This window comes from Herbaspirillum sp. NPDC087042 (assembly GCF_044745245.1).
Lineage (GTDB): Bacteria > Pseudomonadota > Gammaproteobacteria > Burkholderiales > Burkholderiaceae_D > Herbaspirillum.
This window is the reverse complement of the sequence record NZ_JBIUZW010000002.1, coordinates 289,087-309,606: the sequence shown is the minus strand read 5'-3', so window position 1 is coordinate 309,606 and position 20,520 is coordinate 289,087. Positions and strand designations below refer to the sequence as shown.

Below are 20,520 nucleotides of genomic sequence, written 5' to 3'. Positions count from 1 at the left end.
CGGAGGCTTTCAAAAGACGGAGAAGCGGGTTCAGTCCTGCACCGGCTCGGCGATGGTGAGCAGCACCAGGAAACTGATCAGGGAGCCGATGGCCATGAAGGAGAACACGTAGTCCCAGCCGTAGTTGTCCAGCAGCATGCCGGTGGCCAGCGGGGCTATCGCACCTCCGATCTGGCCGCCCATGTTGACCACCGAACTGGCGATGGGGAAGGTCTTGCGATCGGCCACGCCCATGGGATAGGCCATATAGGCCGAGAAGCCGAAGCTGAGCAGGATGCCAGTAGCAAAGAGCAGCATGCCGTAGCTCAGGGGATCGGCCGGCGAATGGATCAGTGCGTACATCATGCCGGCAGTGGCCAGGGCCGAGAGCATCATGCCGGGCTTGCGACGACGCGCCAGCAGCCGGTCCGAGACCAGGCCACCGAGCAGGTTGCCAATCACCGCACCCACCCAGGGGGCGGCTGCCACGAAGCCCATGTTCATGACGGAGAATTTCTTGACCGACAGCAGGTAGGTCGGGATCCAGGCCAGCAGCACATTGGAGATGCCCAGCTGGAAGCAGTAACCCAGTGCGCAACCCAGCACGTTCCAGGAGCGGAAGACACTCTTGTTGTCGGTCAGCGGTGCCAGCTTGCGGGCACGCACCAGGGTATCCAGCCAGGCCGGGGCTGCACGGCTGGCCCGCACCGGGGTCGCTGCGGCAGTCACGGTAGTCGCGGCGGTGGCCACCGGCGTGGCGCCAGTGATGTAATCCAGCTCGGCCTGGTTCACGCGCGCACTCTGCGCCGGATGTTCGGTCACCAGGAAATACCAGATGACCGAAAACAAGATCCCCGGTACGGCAAAGACGATGAAGATCTCGCGCCATCCCCACAGCGCGATGATGGCCGCACACAGCGGCGGCACGATCACCGGACCGAACTTCACCGACGAGAGGAAGATGCCGGCGGCGGTACCCTTTTCATGCGGCGGGAACCAGTTGTTGATGGTCGCCGCGATGCCCACCGGCAGCGGTCCCTCGGCCAGTCCCAGGGCGAAGCGATAGATCTTCAGGCCGATCACCGAACTGGTGGTGCCGAGCAGGCCGGTGAAGACCGAGGTCAGCAGCATGGCACCGGTGAAGATGCGGCGCACGCCGAAGCGGCTGGTGGCAAACCCCGCCGGCAACTGCGCCAGTGCATAGGCAAACAGGAACAGGCTCAGCAAGGCGCCGGCCTGGGTATTGCTCATCGCGAACTCCTTGCGGATGAAGGGCAAGGCTACCCCGATGTTGGCGCGGTCGGCGGCGGCAATGGTGTAGATGAGGAAGATCAGTGCGGCCACTACCCAGCGAAAACGGGTGGGGCGGCTAAGGTTGGCAATGGGCGATGGGGATGCAGCCTGGGCTGTCGGTTGCGACATGCGATGGTCTCCGTGCTCTGGTGTGGTGGCGTCCAATGCTTCTGCGGCATTGCTTGACGATTTGCTTGCTGTGGGCGATTCTAAATAGGATAGACAGCCACGTAAAACGACTTGATTGACCATAATATAGTCATCAAAAGACTATTTGATTTCCTCCTGCCTTTCATCCCTGCGTCCCGGAGACCATGTTCCCTCACGCCATCGATACCTTCCTGGAGATCGTCCGCACCGGCAGCCAGAGCGCCGCGGCCGATACCCTGAACCTGACCCAGACCTCCATCAGCAAACGCATCCGTGCGCTGGAGGACGAGTTGGGCATGCAATTGCTCGAACGCGGCAAGGGCATCCGCCAGGTCCGGCTCACGCCCAGCGGCGAGGAGTTCCTGCGCATCGCCGAGCAGTGGCACCTGCTCTCGCGCGAGGTCAAGATCCTGGGGTCGCAGGGACCGCGCCTGAGCCTGACCATCGGCGCGGTGGATAGCCTGAACGTATTCGTCTTCCCGCGCCTGTATCGTCAGCTGCATGCCGAGCACCCGTCCATGAAGATCGAGATCCGCACGCTGCACTCCGACGAGATGTACGAGAAGATCGAGCAGCGCCAGCTCGACCTGGCCTTCACCCTGCGCGAGCGCAGCCATCCCAACGTCAAGGTGGATGTCTTCTTCACCTCGCCCATGGTGGTATTGAGCCTGCGCGGGGGCAGATCGAAAGCGCTCCGGAAGGTGCGCCCGCAGGATCTCTCGGCCGACCACGAACTCTTCGTTCCCTGGGGCCGCAGCTTCGATGCCTGGCACGACCACTGGTGGGATCCGCTGACGCCCTCGCGCATCAAGCTCGACAGCGGTTACCTGATCCTGTCGATGCTGCACCATCCCGATCAATGGGCCATCGTGCCGCGCTGGCTAGCGCAGGCCAGCCTGGCCAACGGCCCCTACCTGATCCGCGAACTCACCGATCCGCCACCGCCGTATACTTGCTACCGTCTCTCGCACAGGCAGTCCACCAGCGGCATGGCGCGCAGCATCGCCATCGTCGACAGTCACTGCCAGCGATTGTTTGGCAACGGGATCGGCGCCGACTTCCCCGGCTGGTGAGGCCGCTGGCCATGACGATCGTGCAGCGCTGCGACAGTGAATCCTTCTTGCATCTAGTACTGTGAGCACCATGACCTTGAAGCAACTTGAGGCGTTCTATTGGGCTGCCACCCTGGGCAGCTTTTCCATCGCCTCCACTCGTCTCAACATCACCCAGTCGACCCTGTCCAAGCGCCTGGCCGAACTGGAAACCTCGCTGGGCGTGTCACTCTTCGATCGCTCTGCGCAGCGCTCGGTGCTGACCGAGCATGGCCAGCACATCCTCGATCACGCGCACCGCATCCTGGTCATGGAGGGTGAACTCAAGGCCCTGCTGGACATGCCGCAACCGCTGAGCGGCACCTGTCGCTTTGGCGTCAGCGAACTGACGGCGCTGACCTGGTTCCCCAAGTTCGTCTCGCGCATCAATGCCGAACATCCCCTGCTGGTGCTGGAACCGTATATCGACCTGGCCTCGGCGCTGGAGAAAAAACTGCTGCGCGGCGAGCTGGATTTCGCCATCCTGCCGCGCACCGCCTCCGACACCACCCAGCTCTCGGCGATCCCGCTGGCCACGCTGGAGTTCGCCTGGATGTCGTCGCCCCGGCGCATCGCCGCCGGCAAGGTGCTGAGCAAGAAGGATATCCAGCTGCATCCCGTCATCACCATGACCAGCGAGTCGAGACTGACCGAGTCCTTCCACCTCTGGGCGGCACAGCATGGCGTGCCGGCGCGCCGGGTACTGGCCTGCAACAGCCTCAGCGCCATCGTCGGCCTGACAATCGCCGACGTCGGTATCAGCTTCCTGCCGCGCCACTTCCTCCAGCCCATGGTGGACCAGCACAAGCTCAACGCCTTCCAGTGCGATCCGCCCCTGCCCTCGATCGAGTATTGCCTGCGCTGGCGCAGCGACGACACCCGCGCCCTCGTCCCCAGCCTGGCCAGCCTGGCCCAGCAGGAGGTCGACTACACTCTCACCTACGGCTTCTGAGGCTGGCCGTTCAGGCCAAGGTCTCGTTGACGCCGATCACGCCGGCCGCGCGCAGCGCCTCGTCCAGCCAGGGCGAGACCAGGATGCCGTCCTCGATTTCCTGGATGCGCTGAGCCTCGGCCTTGAGTTTCTTTTCTGCCGCGGCCAGCACGCTGTCAACGTCGCGACGGGGAATAACGACCACGCCATCGGCGTCACCCACCACCAGGTCACCTGGCTCCACGGCCACATCGCCAATCGAGATGGCCTGGCCGATACGACCATCCAGGCCCTTGGTCGGACCAGCCGGATTGCGGCCGGCGGCGAACACCGGGAAGGGACCGTCGTTCAGGGTATCGACATCACGCGCGGCACCATCGACCACAAAACCGCCCAGCCCGGCCGCCTGCGCCTGGGTCACCATCAGCTCGCCGAACAGCGCGCTGGACTCATAGCCCTTGCCATCGACGATGATGATGTCGCCCGGCTTGGCCAGCGCCAGCGCAACGTGGAACAGCAGGTTGTCGCCGCCGCGCACTTCCACCGGGAAGGCCGGACCGGCCAGCTTCATGGCGGGCACCAGCGGCTGCACGCGGGCGTTGAGCGCACCACGGCGGCCGGCCACGTCACAGAGGATGGCGGCCTGGTAGGCACGCGCCCTGGCTACCTGGTCAGCGGATACGCGTTCGAATTCGGCGACGTTGTCAAACTTCGTGGTCTTCATGATGAGATCCTGTTGTAGAGAGAAAAGAGAAATCGCCCTGCCTGCTCAGGCGGCCCGCACGAGGTGCGCCGGCTGCCGACCAGCCAGCACATCGATGCAGGCCTGCGCCGCGCCACTGCCCATGCGCAGCAGCGAGTCACGGCTGCTGCCGGCGACATGCGGCGAGCCGACGAAGTTGGGCAGGTCCAGCAGCGGATGGTCGGCCGGTGGTGGCTCCACCTCGAAGACATCGCTGCCGGCTCCGGCGATGACGCCGTCGCGCAGGGCCGCGTGCAGGGCGACCTCGTCCACCACGCCACCACGTGCGGCATTGATGAGGATGGCGGTGGACTTCATGGCCGCCAGCTGGGCGGCGCCGATCAGGTGGCGGGTGCTCTCCAGCCGTGGCACATGCAGGCTCAGCACATCGGCCTGGCGCAGGATGCTGTCGATGTCAGCCACCCGGGTCGCACCTGCAGCGGCGAAGGCGGCATCGCCGGCATAGGGGTCATAGGCCAGCACCGCCGCGCCGAATGCGCCCCGGAAGAGACGACTGGTGCGGCTGCCGATATCACCCAGGCCGATCAGGCCCAGCGTCTTGCCGCCCAGCTCCAGGCCGTCCTGCACGGGGCTGCCGGCGCCATCGCGCAGCTTGCCGTGCGACAGCGGGATGCGTCGCGCCACCGCCAGTGCCAGCGCCAGCACGTACTCGGCGACCGCATCGGCATTGGCGCCGGGCGTGTTGGTGACCAGGATGCCGCGCTGGCTGGCGGCGGCGAGATCGATGTTGTCCACGCCGCTGCCATGCTTGGCCACGATCTTCAGGCGACGCGCCTGGGCCAGCTCCGGCGCACGGACCGGGAAGGTACGCACGATCAGCGCCTCGGCCTCGACGCACCAGTCACGCTCGCGCGAGGCCGGGAAGTCGACGACCTCGTGTTGCTGCCGGAGTTGGGTGACCGCCTCGGGGGCGATGCGGTCCATGATGAAAATTGCCATTGACTGCCTTACAGAAGAAGAACGCGTTGAAGCGATACCGGATCAGGCCTGGACCGTCTTGCCGGTGCTACCCACAGCGGGCTCGGCGACCCGGCTGCGCGGCCGGGGTTCGATCATGCTCAGCACCAGGAAGAAGGTGATCAGCGAACTCAGCGCCAGCAGGCCGAACACCCAGTCCCAATCGAGGTTGTCGAGAATGACGCCGACCACGAAGGGGGTGAAGGCGCCGCCCAGCGAGCCGGCGAAGTTGACGATGGAAGCGGCGAACGGCACCTTTTCCTTGGTAGCGATCCCCATGGGATAGACCAGGAAGGTGGAGTAACCCAGGTTGAGCAGCACGCCGGCCACGAAGAACAGGGCCGCCAGTGCGGTCGGCTCGCTGGGCGCGGCGATGAGGGTGTACATCATCACCACGGTCGCGGCCGAGGTGATCAGCATCACCGGCTTGCGACGCTTGCCGAAGAAATTGTCCGACAGCCAGCCGCCCAGCAGATTGCCGACGATGGCGCCGACCCAGGGGGCGGAGGCGACCACGCCCATCTTCATGATGGAGAAATGCTTGACCGACACCAGGTAGGTCGGCACCCAGGTCATGATGGCGTAGGTGATGCCGACCATGAAGAAGTAGCCCAGCGCGCAAGCCCAGACATTCCAGGAACGCAGGATCTCGGCATTGCTCTTGAGCAGTTCGATCTCGCGCAGGCGGATCAGCTTGTCCAGCCAGCCGCCAGAGACATGCGCACGGCCCCGGCCGGTCTGTGCCACCGCGCCCAGGGCAGCCGACTCCTTGATGTAGGCCTGCTCCTGCGGCGAGCACTTGCTGACCTCGGAAGGATCGTCGCGCACCAGCCAGTACCAGAGGAAGGCACTGAGGAAGCCCGGCACCGCAAAGATGTAGAACACTTCGCGCCAGCCATAGTGCAGCATCAGCCAGGCGCACAGCGGCGGCACGAAGGCCGGCGCGAACTTGATGGCCGACATGAACACGCCCGTGGCCAGGCCTTTTTCATGCGGCGGGAACCAGCGGTTGATGGTGGAGACGATACCGATATTGATCGGCCCCTCGGCCGCGCCCAGGATGGCGCGTGACGCCTTGATCTGGAAGGCGCTGCCGGCGGCACCGGTGAGGAAGGTCGACAGCGAGGTCAGGACCATCGAGCCGACCAGGATCTTGCGGATCCCGAAGCGTTCGAACAGGTAGCCGGCCGGGATCTGGATCAGCGCGTAGGTGATGTAGAACAGGCTCGCCAGGGCGCCGACGTCGGTATTGCTGAGATGGAAGTCCTTGCGGATTTCGGGGATGGTGACACCGATGTTGGCGCGGTCGGCGCCGGCAATCATGTAGGTCACGTAGATCATGACAAGCACGAGCCAGCGATAGCCGGTGCGCTTGCTTGCAGCTGCAGTAGACATGTCTCTCCTCTTCTGGGTCGGCCCGTCGGATGCGGGCCTTACAGGGAGGAGATGCTAGTGCAAGCCTTGCTGCGGGAGGGAGTGAAATATATCGATTCCGGGATAGTCGGAAATGTCACCGTCACCGCCATCACCGGCCCGGGCAGGAACTTGCTCCTGCCCGGCGATCATCTCAATACCCGATCTCGGCGGCGATCGTGACCACCACCACGGCCATCACGCTCAGGGCCAGCACCAGCGGCAAGGCGAAGCGCACCCACTGGCCGTAGCCGACCCGGGAGATCGCCAGGAAGGCCAGCGTCAGGCCAGAGGAAGGATTGATGATGCCCATGATGCCATTGCCCAGCAGGAAAGCCAGGACACAGGTCTGCCCGCTCAGGCCCGAGAGGTGCGCAATGGGCGCCAGGATGGGCATGCTGATGGCGGCCTTGCCCGAGGTCGAGGGCACCAGCAGGTCCAGCACGGCCTCAATCAACATGATGCCGCTGCCCACCACGGCGCGGCTCTGTCCTTCCACCAGGGAGGCCAGCTTCACGATGACGGTATCGAGCACCATGCTGCGCTGGAGGACCAGCTCGATGGTGGCGGCCAGGCCGATGAGCAAGGCCGCCAGCATCATGCCCTTCATGCCCTGCACGAAGGCGTCGGCCGCCTCGCGCGCACCGAGCCGGCCGACCATGGCGATGACCATGGCCAGGGCAATGTAGAAGGCGCTCAGCTCGCCGTTGTGCCACTTGAACTCGGGCGCGGCCCAGACCAGCACCAGGGTAGCGGCGGCAATCACCAGCAACACCGCCTTATGGACGCCCGCCAGCCGGGGGACGGCCTGCACCTCGGTGATAATGGCGTAGCCCGAGCCGCGCAGGCGATAGAGGAAATAGGCCACCGCCATCACGATGGCCAGCACGAATACCACCAACCGCAAGCCCGCGCCGCTGAACAGGGGCACCGAGGCAATACCCTGCGCCACTGGCAGCACGATGGGATTGCTCACCGAGGCCACGTAGCCCAGCTTCGCGCCGAAGGCCAGCATGGACAAGGAGAGCAGCGGGCTGATCTTGAGCCGCTCGCCCAGCGCCAGCACGATGGGCAGCAGCACCAGGTATTCCGACATCAGGCCCAGGAAGGTACTGCCCAGCCCGATCACGGTGATCAGCAGGGGGCCCAGCACATACAGGTTGCCGCGCGAGGCATGCACCAGCCGGTCCAGGCCGGCATCGAGCGCGCCGGTACGCTTGAAGACCTCGAACATGCCGCCCACGAACATGACCATGAAGATCAGCGCCGAGGTCTTGGTGAGCCCGTCGGGAATGGCCCGCAGCAACGATACCGCCGTGGCCGGATAGGCTCGCTCGACACTGCTGGCCGGGGTCGAGAGCGAGAACAGGGTCAGCAGGTCGTTGTGCTTGTCGATGGCCTGGTAACTACCCGGCTCGACCAGCTTGCCGTTGCGGGCGAACTGCCCGGCATCGAGCAGGTAGGTCAGCGACATGGCCATCACCAGGATGCCCAGCATCATCAGGATGGGATGCAGCGTGCGCTTGTGGGGTGTCGCCCCCTCGGCGGAGATGGATGGATTCACGTTGTTGTCTCTCTCTTCAAGGTCAGGAAATCTTGTGTCCCAGTTGTCGCGACAGCTCACGGGCGGCTTCGCTCATCTCGCGCACCAGCTCGGGCAGCGCCTTCTTGTGATAGCGGCTTTCGACAATCGACATGCCCAGCGCCGCCAGCACGTTGCCGCGCGCATCCATTACCGGCACCGCAATGGCGACGGCGCCGGGGGTGGCTTCGCCCTGGCTCAAGGCATAGCCGTTCTCGACGATGGCGGCCAGCTCCTCGTGCAGCGCGGCCGCATCGCTGCGGGTGCGTCCGGTGAACTGCTTCAGCGGACGCTTGAGCAGGCGCTCCCGTTCGGCCTCGGGCGCATAGGCCATCAGCAGCTTGCCGGACGCGCCCACATGGACCGGCCGCCGATTGCCGATCACGCCATGCACCCGCACTGCATGGGTCGACTCCACCCGGGCGATGCAGACCGTCTCGAAACCGTCCCGCACCCGCACCTGGCAGGCTTCGTTGAACATCTCCACCAGCTTGAGCAGCGGCGCCTGGGCGGCGGCGGCCAGGTCGATCTGGCGGCCGGCGGCCAGGCCCATCACCAGCGCCTGGGTGCCCAGGCGATAGACCGCCGGATCGCCCACCCGCTCCACCAGCCGGTGGCCGGCCAGCGTGGTCAGCAGGCGGAAGGCCCGCGAGGTGTTCATGTCGGCGCAGTCGGCCAGCTCGCTCAGGTTCAGACCCGGTCGGTCGGTGATGATGGCCAGCAGTTGCAGGGCTGAATCCACAGAGGCAACGGTGTAGTCGTTCATGGTCGATGTGCGATGTTCGGTGTAGGGACGGAGGCGCAGATGTCAGGGTCAGGCCGGGAAGGCGCCGGCGGGATCTCCAATGACCGCAGCGAAATGCACCAGGAAGCGATCGATATCGGCTTTCAGGCGTGGATAGTTGGCCGATTTCTCGCCGCTGCTTTCCTGCATGTACAGGGCGCGGTTGATCTCGATCTGGATGCTGTGGCACCCCTGCGCCGGCGCGCCGTAGGTGCGCACGATATCGCCGCCGCGATACGGCGTATTGACCAGGGTGCGGTATCCCATGGCGCTGAACTGGTCGGCGATCCACTGCGTGGCACGCGGATCGGCGCTGCTGCCCAGGCGGTCGCTGATGACGAAGTCGGGACGGGCCTGGCCGGCATCCTCGTTCATGGCATTGCCGGTCGATTTCATCGAGTGCAGGTCCAGGTGCCATACCTGGCGGTGCGCCTGCAGGGCGGCATCGATGAGTTGCCGCAATGCCTGACGGTAGGGCAGGTAGTAGTGGTGGAGACGGTTCTCCACCTCGGCCACGCTCAGTGCGCGGTCGTACATCGGGATGCCGGGCAGCGCAAAGCGGCGGATCAGGCCCTGGCCGCGCCGGCTGTAGTCCGACGGCTGGCTGGGATGGGGCCAGGGCGTGGCCATGAGCGCCGGATCGATGTCATCGGCGGCGCGGTTGGCGTCGATATAGGTGCGCGGGAAGCGCGCGCACAGCAGCGGCGCGCCCAGCGCGGTGGCCGACGACCAGAGCTCGTCCAGATAGCCGTCCCATCCGGTGCGCACGGCCTCGACCGGCGCGGCCGGGCGGAAGTCATCCGGGAAGCTGAAACCGCTATGGGGCGAATCCAGCACCAGCGGGATGGAAGGCGCCAGCGCGGGCTGGATGAAATAGGCGGGATGATTGGCGTTCATTTTTTATACAGTAAAAATATGTTTTCACTATTTAAAAACACTGTCACCGTTTTGTCAAATCGCGCCTAAGTCGTTGTTGTCGAAGTACTTTTTTCCACCCTGCCGGAGCGAGGTCGTAACTGGCGCAACTAGCGCATCCGGAAAAACGGAATGCAGGAACGCCAAATAAAAAAGCCGGATACCGCAACACGGTATCCGGCTGACGGAGCAGGAGAGACGCTCCAAAGCAAACAAAAAAATCCCTGCGACGGTATGGCAGGATCAGAAGGAGTGCTTCACCCCCAGGTTGATGCCACGGTTGCCGGTCCCAGTATCGGAGGCGTTACCGACGAAAAAGGTATTGGCGGCGGCGACGTTCTTCCTGCGCATGTAGGCAATGACGCCATAGAGTTCGGTGCGCTGCGACAGCGCGTGGTAGACGCCCAGCGCATATTGGTCCACGTCGGCATCGCTGGTGGAGCGGTCATTGTGGTAAATGATCGATGTCGCGAAACGGTTGCTGCCCAGGGTGTAGGTCGCGCCGACGAGCAGGTCACGGCTGTTCAGGCCGCCATCGCTGTTGTTGAGCGCATAGCCGGCGTGCAGCCTGAGCGCGCCGATCAGGTAGGCGCCCAGCAAGGCGCGCGAGCGGGTCGTACTGAGTGGCGTGCTGTTCAGGGTGGGGGCATCATTGAAGGTCGCATAGACCAGGCGCGCTGCCAGCGGTCCATTGGCATAGGCCAGTTCGCCGTTGAGATTGCGCCCCGCCGCTTCGCGCCCGGCTACCTCGCCTGCGCCGTACAGGGCATTGACATTGAAGCCGCCAAAGACCGGGCTGGTATAGCGGACGGCGTTGTTGATGCGGGTGCCTGCCATCTGCAGGATGTTGTTGGCGCGTCCTGCCGAACCGGTCTTGAAGGGATCGGCCACTTCATTGACCGCGAGGTAGAGCAGCGAATACTGGCGACCGACCGACACCGCACCGAAACCGCCATCCAGGCCGACATAGGATTGCCGCCCGAAGATGCCGCCACCGGCGTTGAGCGAGCCATCGTCCGTATTGAAGCCGGTTTCCAGCACGAAGCTGGCGCCCATGCCGCCACCCAGGTCTTCCCTGCCCTTGAAGCCGATGCGCGATCCGGCCGAGGCGCCGCCGCTGATCTTGGCGACGCTGCCGTTCTTGCCGCCGTTTTCCAGTACCAGGCCGCTGTCGACCACGCCGTAGATCGTGACCGAGGACTGCGCCTGTGCGGTGCCGGCTGCGCACAGTGCGAGCGCGACGAGTGTTTTCTTCATGTTGTCTCCGAGGTTTTCCGAGCTTGTTTTCGGGATTGTTATTGGTCGCCGGTCTTCAAGACCACGCGACCGATCTTTGGCACGATGACCAAATAGCTGAACACGCCCAGTGCGGCATGCGCGCCGACGAACACCAGCGCATAGGTAAAGGAGCCCTTGACCGCCACCAGGTAGCCGATGATGATCGGCGCGACGATGCCAGCGATGTTGCCCACGCAGTTGAAGAGCGCACCGGTGAGGCCGATGATTTCCTTGGGCGAGGTATCGGCCACCACGGCCCAGCCCAGTGCGCCCACGCCCTTGCCGAAGAAGGCGATCATCATCACGCCCACCACGACCCACTGGCTGTCGGTGTAGTTGGCCAGGATCATGATGCTCGACAGGCCCAGTCCGGCGACGATGGGGATCTTGCGCGCCCAGGTCAGCGTGAGGCCGTGCCGGATCAGGCGGTCCGAGACGAAGCCGCCCAGCAGGCCGCCGATGAAACCGCAGATCGCCGGCAGCGAGGCGATGAAACCGGCCTTGAGGATGGACATGCCGCGCTCCTGCACCAGGTAGATCGGGAACCAGGTGAGGAAGAAGTACGACAGCACGTTGACGCAATACTGGCCCAGATACACGCCCAGCAGCATGCGGTTGCCCAGCAACTGGCGCAGGTAGCGCCAGTCGGACTGGCCTTTGGCCTGCGGCTGTGCCGGTGCGTGGTCCATGTTCACCAGCGCGCCACCGGCGGCGATGTAGTCGAACTCGGGCTGGCCGATGCGACGATGCTTGCGCGGGCTGTCGATGACGCGCAGCCACGCCAGCCCGATCAGCACGCCCAGGCCGCCCATGAACAAGAACACGTGCTGCCAGCCGTAGTGGAAGATCACCCAGCCCATGATGGGCGCGAACAGCACCACGGCGAAATATTGCGCCGAGCTGAAGATGGCCGAGGCTGTACCGCGCTCGGCGGTCGGGAACCAGGCCGCCACCAGGCGACCATTGGCCGGGAAGGACGGCGCCTCGGCCAGGCCGACCAGGAAGCGCAGCACGAACAGGCCGGCGATGAGATTGGCCGGTCCCAGCACTTCGACGGTACCCTGCAGCGCCGTGAAGCTCGACCACAGGATGATGCTGGCCGCATAGACGCGCCGGGAACCGAACCTGTCGAGCAACCAGCCGCCCGGCAACTGTCCGATCACATAGGCCCAGCTGAAGGCTGAAAACACGTAACCCAGCTCAATGGGGCTGATCCCCAGTTGCGCCCTCATCGACGATGCCGCCATGGAAAGAATGGCGCGGTCGGCGAAGTTGAAGGTAGTGACCACGAACAGCATGAACAGGATCAGGTAGCGGACGTGACCGACCTGGGCCTTTGCTGACGCCTGGGCAGGCGCTGCCGACTGCAGGTCGGCGCTGCGATCTCTCTGATTCACGTTTTTCTCCTCGGTATGCAGCGGCCTGCCCGGCTGGGCGGCCACCTTGTTTCTTGTTGTATTGGGGGGAAGCGGTTGGGCGGGGATGCCTCAGATGCGGTGGGAATCCACCTTCCATTCGGCAGCCTTGGCCGACAGCGTGAAACCCAGTCCCGCTTGCTTAGGCAGCTGCATGCAGCCGTCGGCGATGGTGAGGCGTTCATTGAAGGCCGGCTCCAGCCATTCGATGTGCTCGACCCAGCTTTCATGCGGGTAGGCGCAGGCCAGATGGATATGCACTTCCATGACGAAGTGCGGCGCCAGCTTCAGGCGCTGCAGGTCGGCCACGGCCATGATCTTCAGGAAGGGAGTGATGCCGCCGATGCGCGGTGCATCCGCCTGCAGATAGGTGACCGAACGCTGCTTGATCAGCTCATGTACCTCGGCCACCGAACTGAGCATCTCGCCGGTACCGACCGGCGTATCCAGGCGCGAGGTCAGCTCTGCGTGACCTTCGTAGTCATAGGCGCTGAGCGGCTCCTCGATCCAGGTCAGGTTGAATTTTTCCAGTGCGCGGCCGGCGCGCAGGGCGTAGCTCAAGTCCCATTGCTGGTTGGCATCGACCATCAGCGGCACGTCCGGGCCGATGTGCTCGCGCACGGCGGCCACGCGGGCCAGGTCCTTGGCCAGGTCCTTCTGCCCCACCTTCAGCTTGATGCCGCCGATACCACGCGCCAGCGAGGCGTCGACGTTCTTCAGCACTTCGTCGATCGGTGCATTCAGGTAGCCGCCGGAGGTGTTGTAGCACGGCACCGCATCGCGATAGGCGCCCAGCAGCTTGCCGATGGAGACACCAGCCTGCTTTGCCTTGAGATCCCACAAGGCGATGTCGAAGGCGGCGATGGCCTGCACGGTCACGCCGGTGCGCGCCACCGACGCGCCGATCCAGGCCATCTTTTCCCACAGGCGGCCGATGTCGCTGGCGTCTTCGCCGATGAGCACTTCGGCGATTTCCCGGGCATGGGCATACAGCGCGGCGCCACCGGCGCGCAGCGAATAGCTGAAGCCGAAGCCCTGGCCGCCCGCTTCGGTGTGGATGGTAGCCGTCAGCATGTCCACGTGAGCCAAGGGCTTTTGCTTGCCGGCAAGTACCTTGGCATCGCTGAGTGGCTTGTTGAGGGGCACCTTGTACAAGGCGATATCGACGTTCTTGATGGTGTTCATGCGGCCTGTCTCCGAAAAAACCGTGAAAAGATGGACGCAGTATTGCAGGATCACGGATCATCGTCAATCGATCATGCATGATCCATGATGCCTGATGTATGGTTTTTGCCAAAAATGGTAAGATCGCCCGATGAATTCCCCGCGCCCCAAGACCCCGATCAAACTCGTCAAATCTCCCCTTTCCGAGCTCGCCTACATCGAGCTGAAACGGCAGATCCTGGACCGCGAGCTCCTGCCCGGGGACCGGCTCAACATCGACGCCCTGTCGCGCTCCTGCGGTATCAGCACCTCACCCCTGCGGGAAGCGCTGGCGCGCCTGACGGCCGAGGGCCTGGTGGCCTTCGCGGCCAATACGGGGTTTTCGGTGGAGTCGCTGCCGGATGCGCAGAAGATGGCGCAGATGATGGATTTCCGCCTGCTCATGGAAGAGCATTGCGCACGCCTGGGCGCCGACAGGAAGGATGCGGACACGGCCGCCATGTTGCAGCAGCTGCATCACGAGATGGTGGCCCTGCGCAAGAGCGGCGTCACCTACCAGGAGCACCGCGCCTACATCGACCTGGAACAGCGCTTCCACCAGGCCATCGTCGATAGCGCCGGCAATGACAGCATCTCCCATGCCTATCGCAACCTGCACCTGATCCTGGCGGTCTCGCGCCTGTCGGTGGTATCGGGCAGCAACCAGGTCGGCAGCGATGCCGCCATGCAGGAACACCAGGAAATCGTCACCGCCTTTGCAGAGGGCGATGGCGCACGGGCGGCGGCAGCGGTGCGGGGTCACTTGCAGGGCGCGGCGCAGCGCATGGCGCCGCATGCCTGAAGCGGTCCGCAATAGCACTTTGCGCAGCGCTATCCGCATCTCTTCGAATCCCCTAGAATTCAGATGGATACGGCTTATTCCATCTAGAAAATGAATATCAAGTTACGCAGGATAGAAGTCTTCATGGCGGTAGTCCGGCACGGTGGCTTCTCCGCTGCCGCCACTGCCCTGCACATCGCCCAGTCGGCCGTCAGCATCGCCATGAAAGAACTGGAACGCGAGATCGGCAGCACCCTGTTCCTGCGTACCCGCCGCACGGTCGAACTCACCGACAGCGGCCGCCTGCTGCGTGACCGCGCGGCGCCGGCGATGGCCTTGCTGGCCGGCGTGAAAGACGAGATCCGCAGCCTCGACAACCTGTCCATCGGACAAATCCGCATCGCCGCGCCAGCCATGGTGACCCAGTTCGCGCTGGGCGATGCAATCGTTTCCTTCATGCAGCAACATCCCGGCATCCGCATCCGGGCCTTCCAGGCGGGCGCGCTGGAGATCGAGGAACTGGTGCGCACCGAAGCGCTGGACTTCGGCCTGACCGCCTATCGCGGCGCGCAGGTGGATGTCGAATCCGAACCGCTGTGGAGCATCGACAATGTGGCCTGCATGTCCACGACCATGGCACAGCAGCTGCGCTGCTCCTCCAGCATCGGCTGGAAGAAGTTACTGGGATGTCCGCTGGCGGCCTATCCGCAAGGCCATCACCAGCGCGAACTGATGGAGCGCTACGCCGCCCGGCTCGGCATTGCCTTGAACATCGTCCTCGAATCCGACAATCCGGCGCTGCTGCTGTCGGCCGTGCGGGCAGGCCACGCCGCCACGACCCTGCCCTTGCCGGCAATTGCCAGCGAGCCCGACATCCAGCCGCTACGACTGCCCCATGAAGAAGGTGACCAGCTCAAGGTCGGCCTGTGCTGGCCAGCCGGACGGCCACTGAGCCGGGCCGCACGGGCCCTGCTGGAACATCTGCGGGCCTACCCGCAGCAGATCCGCAAGGGCCGCAAGAAGGGATAGGCCGACGGCGTCCCCACGCCGCCGGCCCGGCAAGCGTTCAGGTGTGCTTGCGCAGGAGGCCCAGCAGGATCGCCGCTGTCTCGGCGGGGAACTGGTCCACGAAGAAATGACCTCCCGGCAGCGAGACAGGTTCGGTATCGACACAGCGCTTGCGCCATTCAGCCGGAATATCGAAGAGCTTGCCCATGGCACCATTGGCGCCATAGAACACCAGTGTCGGACAAGCCACCTTGGTCCCGATGTCGGAACTGTCGTGCTGCAGGTCGATGGAAGCACCGGCCCGGTAGTCGCAGCAGGAGCCATGGATCATGTCCGGCTTGCGCCAGGACGCACGATAGGCCGCCAGCATCGCCGGATCGAAATCCGATACGCGCGTTGCGCCCCAGCCCAGCAGGCAGGTTTCATAGAACAGATCGGGATTGGCGCCGATCATCTGCTCCGGGAACGGCGCCGGCTGCTGCAGGAAATACCAGTGCCAGTAGGAGGCCGCCACCAGGCGATTGGTATCCATGAACATGGCGTGGGTGGGGACGATGTCCATGACGGTCAGGGTCAGGACATTGTCGGGATGATCCAGCGCCATCCGGTGCCCCGTCCGTCCACCACGATCGTGGCCGATCAGATGGAAGCGCTCGAAGCCCAGCTTCTGCATGAGTGCGCGCTGGTCCTGGGCGAAGGTGCGGAACGAATAGTTGTCGTTGTCCGGCAAGCCCTTCGGCTTGCCCGAATCACCATAGCCGCGCAGGTCGGCACAGACCACCGTGTAATGCTGCGCCAGGATGGGCGCCACTTTTGTCCACATCGCCCGGTTCTGGGGAAAGCCGTGCAGCAGCAACAGCGGCGGCCCATTGCCGCCGATGGAATAGGCAATGCTGACTTCACCGACATTGATGTAATCATTTCTGAATCCTGGCATCTCCACTTTCGTCTCCTCTGTTGAAACACGTATCGGGTTACGGCAATCGCATTCACGCGCCAGCACCTGCGCAAAGCGGATGACCCGCTCCATGACGCTGGCCGCACAGGCTTCGGGCCGGATGCGCCAGTCGTCGATGACACAATCGCCGCCCGGGCTGGCGCGCAGCAGCGCCACCCCCAGCTCACGTTGTCCGGTATGGACGATGATGACCATGGCGTTGTCATCGTCATAGCGCTGGCGAAGATCCGGCACGTGGCCCACTTCCCGTGGTGACGGGAAGAAGCCCTGGACCAGGCGTTCATCGCGCGGCCATTCGGCAATGCGTACGTCAAGGCCATCACCTTCCCCGCCATGCGAGACTGGTGCCATGAACGCATCAGGCAAAGGCGTAGCCAGGCAGCCCATCGGGACGCTCCTGCAAACGGGAAAATGGGAGATGTTGCTAGGCCGTCTGGGCCAGGGCCTTCTGGCTGACCCTGGCGATGAACCTGTCGCCATCGACGATGTAGCGCTCATGCGTTCCGGCGCCGATGAGCTCCTGGCTGTCGTAGCACTCCACGACGAAGCGCAGCCGCTTGCCGTCCACTTCCACCAGCTCCACCGATGCCGTGACCGCCATGCCCACCGGCGTGGCCGCGCAATGGCTGACGTCGACATGGGTGCCCACCGTGCGCTCGCCCGAGGCCAGGAATGGCTTGAGTGCCTCCACGCAGGTCCACTCCAGCAAACCCACCATGAAGGCCGTGGCGAACACTGGAGGCATGTCGGCAAAGCCGCTGAAGCAGGTCGACATGGCCGGTACTGTCAGGGCCTCGGTGACGACGATACGTTCTTCATGGCGCAGGCCGGGGGCGAGCGTGTCAGGCATCACGGTCTCCCTGAACACGGCCGTCGACGCGGCCCGCGCGGATGGACAGCGGCCAGGTGACGCGCCGGCGCACGGCCGGATCACCCCATTGGCGGCGCAGTTCGGTGGCAAAATCATCGGCCGGGTTGCCGCCCAGCGCTTTCTGTGCGGCCTTCACGGCCGACCAGGTATGGATGTAGCCGATCAGGTCGTCCACGTTCCACTGGACCTCGATGGCCAGCGGTGGCAAGTCCAGCGGCGCGAAGGGAAAGGCGAGGCTGGCATAGCCCTCTTCCACATGGCGCCGCTCCGGCGGCCAGTAGGGGCCGATGGTCTGGTAGTAGAACTTCTGCACGATCTCATCGATCGGGCCTTCCACATGCAGCACGCCGTAGGTGATCAGGGCGATCACGGCCCGCTCCCGCGCCACCCGGCGCACCTCGGCATAGAACTTGTCCAGGTCGAGCCAGTGCGCGGCTTGCGCCACGGTGACCAGGTCCACGCTGGCATCGGGCAGGCCGCTCTCCTCGGCCAGGGCGGCGCGATAGCTCACCCCCTGGCACGGCGTGGCCGCCGCTATCTGTGCGGCGCTGGCATCGGTGGCGATGACTTCCCCGAAGCGCTGCGCCAGCAGGACCGACAGCTGGCCAGTGCCGCAGCCGCAATCCAGCACGCGCTCCTGCGCCGGGCTGATGCCGGCCAGCGCATCCACCAGTGCGGACGGATAGGTCGGACGATGGGCGGCATAACCCGCCGAACCGGTCGAGAAATGATCCTTGAAATTGCCGTTGCTCATGGGGCTCTCCTGCTTAGCGATGATTCATATACTAAGTCGATTCAAGCCATTCATTGCATATAACTTTTATATGGATTCCATCGCCCGGGCAGAACGATCGTCGCCAGGCGCCAGCCGAGCCGGGTTGCCGGACGTGGCGGTCATCCGGGCAGAAAAGTAGGTACTGAACTTACCTTGCTCGTGGAGGGCAGGACGTGGGCAGGACGCCACAGTCGGTGAAGGGAGAATGGAACGGAGAGAAAGGAAGGCAAGGTGGCGGCACGCGGGATGCCGCCACTGCGGAACGCCTATGGCGCTGCCGACGACATCCACCCCCAGCGCGCAAAGATCTTGCGTCCCTCCTCCGAGGCCAGGTAACGCACAAACTCACCGGCTTCGGCGACGCTCTTGCCCCGGGTGGTCAGGACCACCCCGGTATCACGATAGATGCGATAGGGTTCCTCCACCTCCACCAGTTGCGCCAGCGCGGGGTTGGCGACCTGCCAGATGTTCCAGATCAGCCAGGCATCGATATCGGCGTGGGTGGTCCACATCTCCCTGGCGGCAGCGCTGTTGGCCGCCTCCGGCAAGACCATGTTGCGGCGCAATTGCCGCACGGTCTCGATATCGCCCCGGCGTCCGGCCACGTCTTCCCACAATCCGGTCTGCCCTGCACCAGCCACCGCCAGCACCTTCACGCCGGGTTTCAACAGGTCGCCGAAACCCTGGATATGGCGGGGGTTACCGGGGCGCACGAGGATCGCGACGGGTCGCAGGTACAGGGGCTCTACATCGTGCAGGTCGAAGGCACCGGGCAACGCCTTGGCGAAATCACCCATCATGTTCTCGGCGCCGCTGAAGACGATATCGGCATCGTCGCGCGCACGCTCCACCCATTGCGGCGTCGGGCCGGCCACCACATTGACGGTGACATGGTGCAGCTTGCCGAAGCTGGCGGCGGCTTCCTTCATCGCCGGGGCGGGTCCGCCCGGACCATAGACATGCAGGGTGACCGGTTCGGCCATGGCCGATATCGAGGCGGCCATCAGGAGGCCAGCCAGTACCGCGCCCAGCGAGGAGAAGCGGCGCAGTGGGGACATGCTCGTACTCATTGTCTTATCTCCGGAGAAATCATCGTTGAATGGTTTCTGCCGAGGATAGGACGCGAAGGGGCGCGATCGCATGACAATCGGATGACAATATCGACATCTTTCTGACCAGTGCTGACCCGGGTCATCCGCCGCGCCACTGTCACTGAGCCATCACTGTGCCGCCAATGCCCGCCCGATCACCATTCGCTGGATGTCGTTGGCGCCTTCGTAGATCTGGCTGATGCGCACATCGCGGTAGATGCGCTCGACCGGGAAGTCGCGCGTATAGCCCACGCCGCCATGGATCTGGATGGCGTCCGAGGCGATCTTCTCGGCGGCCTCGGAAGCAAACATCTTGGCCATGGAGGCTTCCTTCAGGCAGGGCAGCCCCTGATCCTTCAGGGTGGCCGCGCGCCAGACCAGCAGGCGGGCGGCGTCGAGCTGGGTGTTCATGTCGGCCAGGCGGAAGCTCACGGCCTGGTGCTCGATGATGGGTACGCCAAAGGTCTCGCGCTCCTTGGCATACCTGAGCGCGGCCTCGAAGGCGGCGCGCGCCATGCCCACGCTCTGCGCGGCAATGCCGATGCGGCCTGCCTCCAGGTTGGAGAGGGCGATGCGATAGCCCTCGCCTTCGGCCCCCAGCAGCGCGCTGGCGGGTACGCGGCAGTTTTCCAGCAGGATCTGTACGGTGTCGGAGGCATGCTGGCCCATCTTTTCCTCGGTACGGCCGACGATGAAACCGGGCGTCTTGCACGGCACCAGGAAGCAGGAGATGCCACGCTTGCCGGCCGCCTTGTCGGTGACGGCAAAGACGATGGCGACCTCGGCATGCTTGCCGCTGGTGATGAACTGCTTCACGCCATTGAGCACATAGTGGTCGCCGTCGCGCTCGGCGCGGGTGCGCAGGGCCGCCGCATCCGAACCGGTATGCGGCTCGGTGAGGCAGAAGCAACCCAGCATCTCGCCCCGGGCCAGCGGGATGAGCCATTCCTGCTTCTGTGCCTGGCTGCCGTATTTCTGCGTGATGCCGCAGGCCAGCGAGTTCTGCACCGAGACGATGGTGGAGGTGGCGCCATCACCTGCGGCAATTTCTTCCAGCGCCAGCACCAGGCTCATGTAATCCATACCGGCGCCACCCCATTCTTCGGGCACGCACATGCCCATGGCGCCGAGCGCGCCCAGCTCCTTGAGCGCCTCGGCGGGAAAGGTGTGGTGGACATCCCAGTCGGCGGCGAAGGGCGCCAGCCGCTCCTGGGCGAACGCGCGCATGGCGTCGCGGATCATTTCCTGTTCGGATGTGAGTATCACGGGGTCACCTCTGGTT

General features: G+C 64.4%; 19 protein-coding genes. 4 read left to right on the top strand and 15 right to left on the bottom strand.

Annotated features, from left to right (window positions below; genetic code table 11):
• Nucleotides 1–30: 30 nt before the first annotated feature.
• Nucleotides 31–1,401, bottom strand: coding sequence for an MFS transporter (locus ACIPHN_RS05630; RefSeq protein ID WP_400433991.1), 1,371 nt, complete (start codon nucleotides 1,399–1,401; stop codon nucleotides 31–33).
• Nucleotides 1,402–1,586: 185 nt separating this feature from the next.
• Here ACIPHN_RS05630 and ACIPHN_RS05625 point away from each other — a divergent pair, with 185 nt between their 5' ends.
• The gene (locus ACIPHN_RS05625) at nucleotides 1,587–2,495 is read left to right on the top strand and encodes a LysR family transcriptional regulator (RefSeq protein WP_400433988.1); all 909 of its coding nucleotides are present in this window, start codon (nucleotides 1,587–1,589) and stop codon (nucleotides 2,493–2,495) included.
• Nucleotides 2,496–2,565: 70 nt separating this feature from the next.
• Complete coding sequence (locus tag ACIPHN_RS05620; RefSeq protein ID WP_400433985.1) at nucleotides 2,566–3,465, top strand: LysR family transcriptional regulator; 900 nt, start codon at nucleotides 2,566–2,568, stop codon at nucleotides 3,463–3,465.
• 10 nt (nucleotides 3,466–3,475) lie between these two features.
• On the opposite strand, the gene ACIPHN_RS05615 is transcribed toward ACIPHN_RS05620, so the two are convergent.
• The 9 genes from ACIPHN_RS05615 to ACIPHN_RS05575 all read right to left on the bottom strand — a co-directional run bounded on the left by ACIPHN_RS05615 (nucleotide 3,476) and on the right by ACIPHN_RS05575 (nucleotide 13,736).
• Nucleotides 3,476–4,168, bottom strand: coding sequence for an RraA family protein (locus ACIPHN_RS05615; protein ID WP_400433982.1), 693 nt, complete (start codon nucleotides 4,166–4,168; stop codon nucleotides 3,476–3,478).
• Nucleotides 4,169–4,213: 45 nt separating this feature from the next.
• Nucleotides 4,214–5,146, bottom strand: coding sequence for a hydroxyacid dehydrogenase (locus tag ACIPHN_RS05610; protein ID WP_400433980.1), 933 nt, complete (start codon nucleotides 5,144–5,146; stop codon nucleotides 4,214–4,216).
• A gap of 42 nt (nucleotides 5,147–5,188) precedes the next feature.
• Entirely contained in the window at nucleotides 5,189–6,559 is a 1,371-nt protein-coding gene (locus tag ACIPHN_RS05605) for an MFS transporter (RefSeq protein ID WP_400433977.1), read from the bottom strand.
• A gap of 172 nt (nucleotides 6,560–6,731) precedes the next feature.
• Nucleotides 6,732–8,141: a YfcC family protein gene (locus tag ACIPHN_RS05600; RefSeq protein WP_400433975.1), complete on the bottom strand. Its 1,410-nt coding sequence runs from the start codon at nucleotides 8,139–8,141 to the stop codon at nucleotides 6,732–6,734.
• A 22-nt stretch (nucleotides 8,142–8,163) separates the two neighbouring features.
• Entirely contained in the window at nucleotides 8,164–8,925 is a 762-nt protein-coding gene (locus ACIPHN_RS05595) for an IclR family transcriptional regulator (RefSeq protein ID WP_400433972.1), read from the bottom strand.
• A 48-nt stretch (nucleotides 8,926–8,973) separates the two neighbouring features.
• Nucleotides 8,974–9,840, bottom strand: a complete 867-nt coding sequence (locus ACIPHN_RS05590) for an N-formylglutamate amidohydrolase (RefSeq protein WP_400433969.1) — start codon at nucleotides 9,838–9,840, stop codon at nucleotides 8,974–8,976.
• Between the two features lie 261 nt (nucleotides 9,841–10,101).
• Entirely contained in the window at nucleotides 10,102–11,115 is a 1,014-nt protein-coding gene (locus ACIPHN_RS05585; RefSeq protein WP_400433966.1) for a porin, read from the bottom strand.
• A gap of 38 nt (nucleotides 11,116–11,153) precedes the next feature.
• A complete protein-coding gene (locus tag ACIPHN_RS05580) occupies nucleotides 11,154–12,434 on the bottom strand; it encodes an MFS transporter (protein ID WP_400434062.1) in 1,281 nt (426 codons plus the stop codon).
• A 189-nt stretch (nucleotides 12,435–12,623) separates the two neighbouring features.
• Nucleotides 12,624–13,736, bottom strand: coding sequence for a mandelate racemase/muconate lactonizing enzyme family protein (locus ACIPHN_RS05575; RefSeq protein ID WP_400433963.1), 1,113 nt, complete (start codon nucleotides 13,734–13,736; stop codon nucleotides 12,624–12,626).
• 130 nt (nucleotides 13,737–13,866) lie between these two features.
• Between ACIPHN_RS05575 and ACIPHN_RS05570 the strand changes: the two genes are divergently transcribed.
• Both ACIPHN_RS05570 and ACIPHN_RS05565 read left to right on the top strand, forming a co-directional pair.
• The gene (locus ACIPHN_RS05570; protein ID WP_400433960.1) at nucleotides 13,867–14,556 is read left to right on the top strand and encodes a GntR family transcriptional regulator; all 690 of its coding nucleotides are present in this window, start codon (nucleotides 13,867–13,869) and stop codon (nucleotides 14,554–14,556) included.
• Nucleotides 14,557–14,646: 90 nt separating this feature from the next.
• A complete protein-coding gene (locus ACIPHN_RS05565; protein WP_400433957.1) occupies nucleotides 14,647–15,564 on the top strand; it encodes a LysR family transcriptional regulator in 918 nt (305 codons plus the stop codon).
• Between the two features lie 37 nt (nucleotides 15,565–15,601).
• Here ACIPHN_RS05565 and ACIPHN_RS05560 read toward each other — a convergent pair whose 3' ends face one another.
• From ACIPHN_RS05560 to ACIPHN_RS05540, 5 genes are all read right to left on the bottom strand, one after another.
• Nucleotides 15,602–16,852 (bottom strand): alpha/beta fold hydrolase, encoded by a 1,251-nt coding sequence (locus ACIPHN_RS05560; RefSeq protein ID WP_400433955.1) that lies wholly within the window; start codon nucleotides 16,850–16,852, stop codon nucleotides 15,602–15,604.
• A gap of 73 nt (nucleotides 16,853–16,925) precedes the next feature.
• On the bottom strand, nucleotides 16,926–17,351 hold the full coding sequence (locus ACIPHN_RS05555) for a thioesterase family protein (RefSeq protein WP_400433952.1): 426 nt from the start codon (nucleotides 17,349–17,351) through the stop codon (nucleotides 16,926–16,928).
• Entirely contained in the window at nucleotides 17,344–18,126 is a 783-nt protein-coding gene (locus ACIPHN_RS05550; protein WP_400433949.1) for a class I SAM-dependent methyltransferase, read from the bottom strand. The genes ACIPHN_RS05555 and ACIPHN_RS05550 overlap by 8 nt, the downstream gene beginning before the upstream one ends.
• 287 nt (nucleotides 18,127–18,413) lie before the next feature.
• Nucleotides 18,414–19,205 (bottom strand): substrate-binding domain-containing protein, encoded by a 792-nt coding sequence (locus ACIPHN_RS05545; RefSeq protein WP_400433946.1) that lies wholly within the window; start codon nucleotides 19,203–19,205, stop codon nucleotides 18,414–18,416.
• A 162-nt stretch (nucleotides 19,206–19,367) separates the two neighbouring features.
• Entirely contained in the window at nucleotides 19,368–20,504 is a 1,137-nt protein-coding gene (locus ACIPHN_RS05540) for an acyl-CoA dehydrogenase (RefSeq protein WP_400433943.1), read from the bottom strand.
• Between the last annotated feature and the right edge of the window lie 16 nt (nucleotides 20,505–20,520).

Excerpts from the sequence above, each read along its gene's own strand:
- ACIPHN_RS05575 (WP_400433963.1), bottom strand. The coding sequence starts at position 13,736 with ATGAACACCATCAAGAACGTCGATATCGCCTTGTACAAGGTGCCCCTC.
- ACIPHN_RS05615 (WP_400433982.1), bottom strand. The coding sequence starts at position 4,168 with ATGAAGACCACGAAGTTTGACAACGTCGCCGAATTCGAACGCGTATCC.
- ACIPHN_RS05570 (WP_400433960.1), top strand. The coding sequence starts at position 13,867 with ATGAATTCCCCGCGCCCCAAGACCCCGATCAAACTCGTCAAATCTCCC.
- ACIPHN_RS05550 (WP_400433949.1), bottom strand. The coding sequence starts at position 18,126 with ATGAGCAACGGCAATTTCAAGGATCATTTCTCGACCGGTTCGGCGGGT.
- ACIPHN_RS05610 (WP_400433980.1), bottom strand. The coding sequence starts at position 5,146 with ATGGCAATTTTCATCATGGACCGCATCGCCCCCGAGGCGGTCACCCAA.
- ACIPHN_RS05590 (WP_400433969.1), bottom strand. The coding sequence starts at position 9,840 with ATGAACGCCAATCATCCCGCCTATTTCATCCAGCCCGCGCTGGCGCCT.
- ACIPHN_RS05555 (WP_400433952.1), bottom strand. The coding sequence starts at position 17,351 with ATGCCTGACACGCTCGCCCCCGGCCTGCGCCATGAAGAACGTATCGTC.
- ACIPHN_RS05620 (WP_400433985.1), top strand. The coding sequence starts at position 2,566 with ATGACCTTGAAGCAACTTGAGGCGTTCTATTGGGCTGCCACCCTGGGC.
- ACIPHN_RS05595 (WP_400433972.1), bottom strand. The coding sequence starts at position 8,925 with ATGAACGACTACACCGTTGCCTCTGTGGATTCAGCCCTGCAACTGCTG.
- ACIPHN_RS05565 (WP_400433957.1), top strand. The coding sequence starts at position 14,647 with ATGAATATCAAGTTACGCAGGATAGAAGTCTTCATGGCGGTAGTCCGG.
- ACIPHN_RS05560 (WP_400433955.1), bottom strand. The coding sequence starts at position 16,852 with ATGGCACCAGTCTCGCATGGCGGGGAAGGTGATGGCCTTGACGTACGC.
- ACIPHN_RS05545 (WP_400433946.1), bottom strand. The coding sequence starts at position 19,205 with ATGTCCCCACTGCGCCGCTTCTCCTCGCTGGGCGCGGTACTGGCTGGC.
- ACIPHN_RS05630 (WP_400433991.1), bottom strand. The coding sequence starts at position 1,401 with ATGTCGCAACCGACAGCCCAGGCTGCATCCCCATCGCCCATTGCCAAC.
- ACIPHN_RS05580 (WP_400434062.1), bottom strand. The coding sequence starts at position 12,434 with ATGCTGTTCGTGGTCACTACCTTCAACTTCGCCGACCGCGCCATTCTT.
- ACIPHN_RS05625 (WP_400433988.1), top strand. The coding sequence starts at position 1,587 with ATGTTCCCTCACGCCATCGATACCTTCCTGGAGATCGTCCGCACCGGC.
- ACIPHN_RS05585 (WP_400433966.1), bottom strand. The coding sequence starts at position 11,115 with ATGAAGAAAACACTCGTCGCGCTCGCACTGTGCGCAGCCGGCACCGCA.
- ACIPHN_RS05605 (WP_400433977.1), bottom strand. The coding sequence starts at position 6,559 with ATGTCTACTGCAGCTGCAAGCAAGCGCACCGGCTATCGCTGGCTCGTG.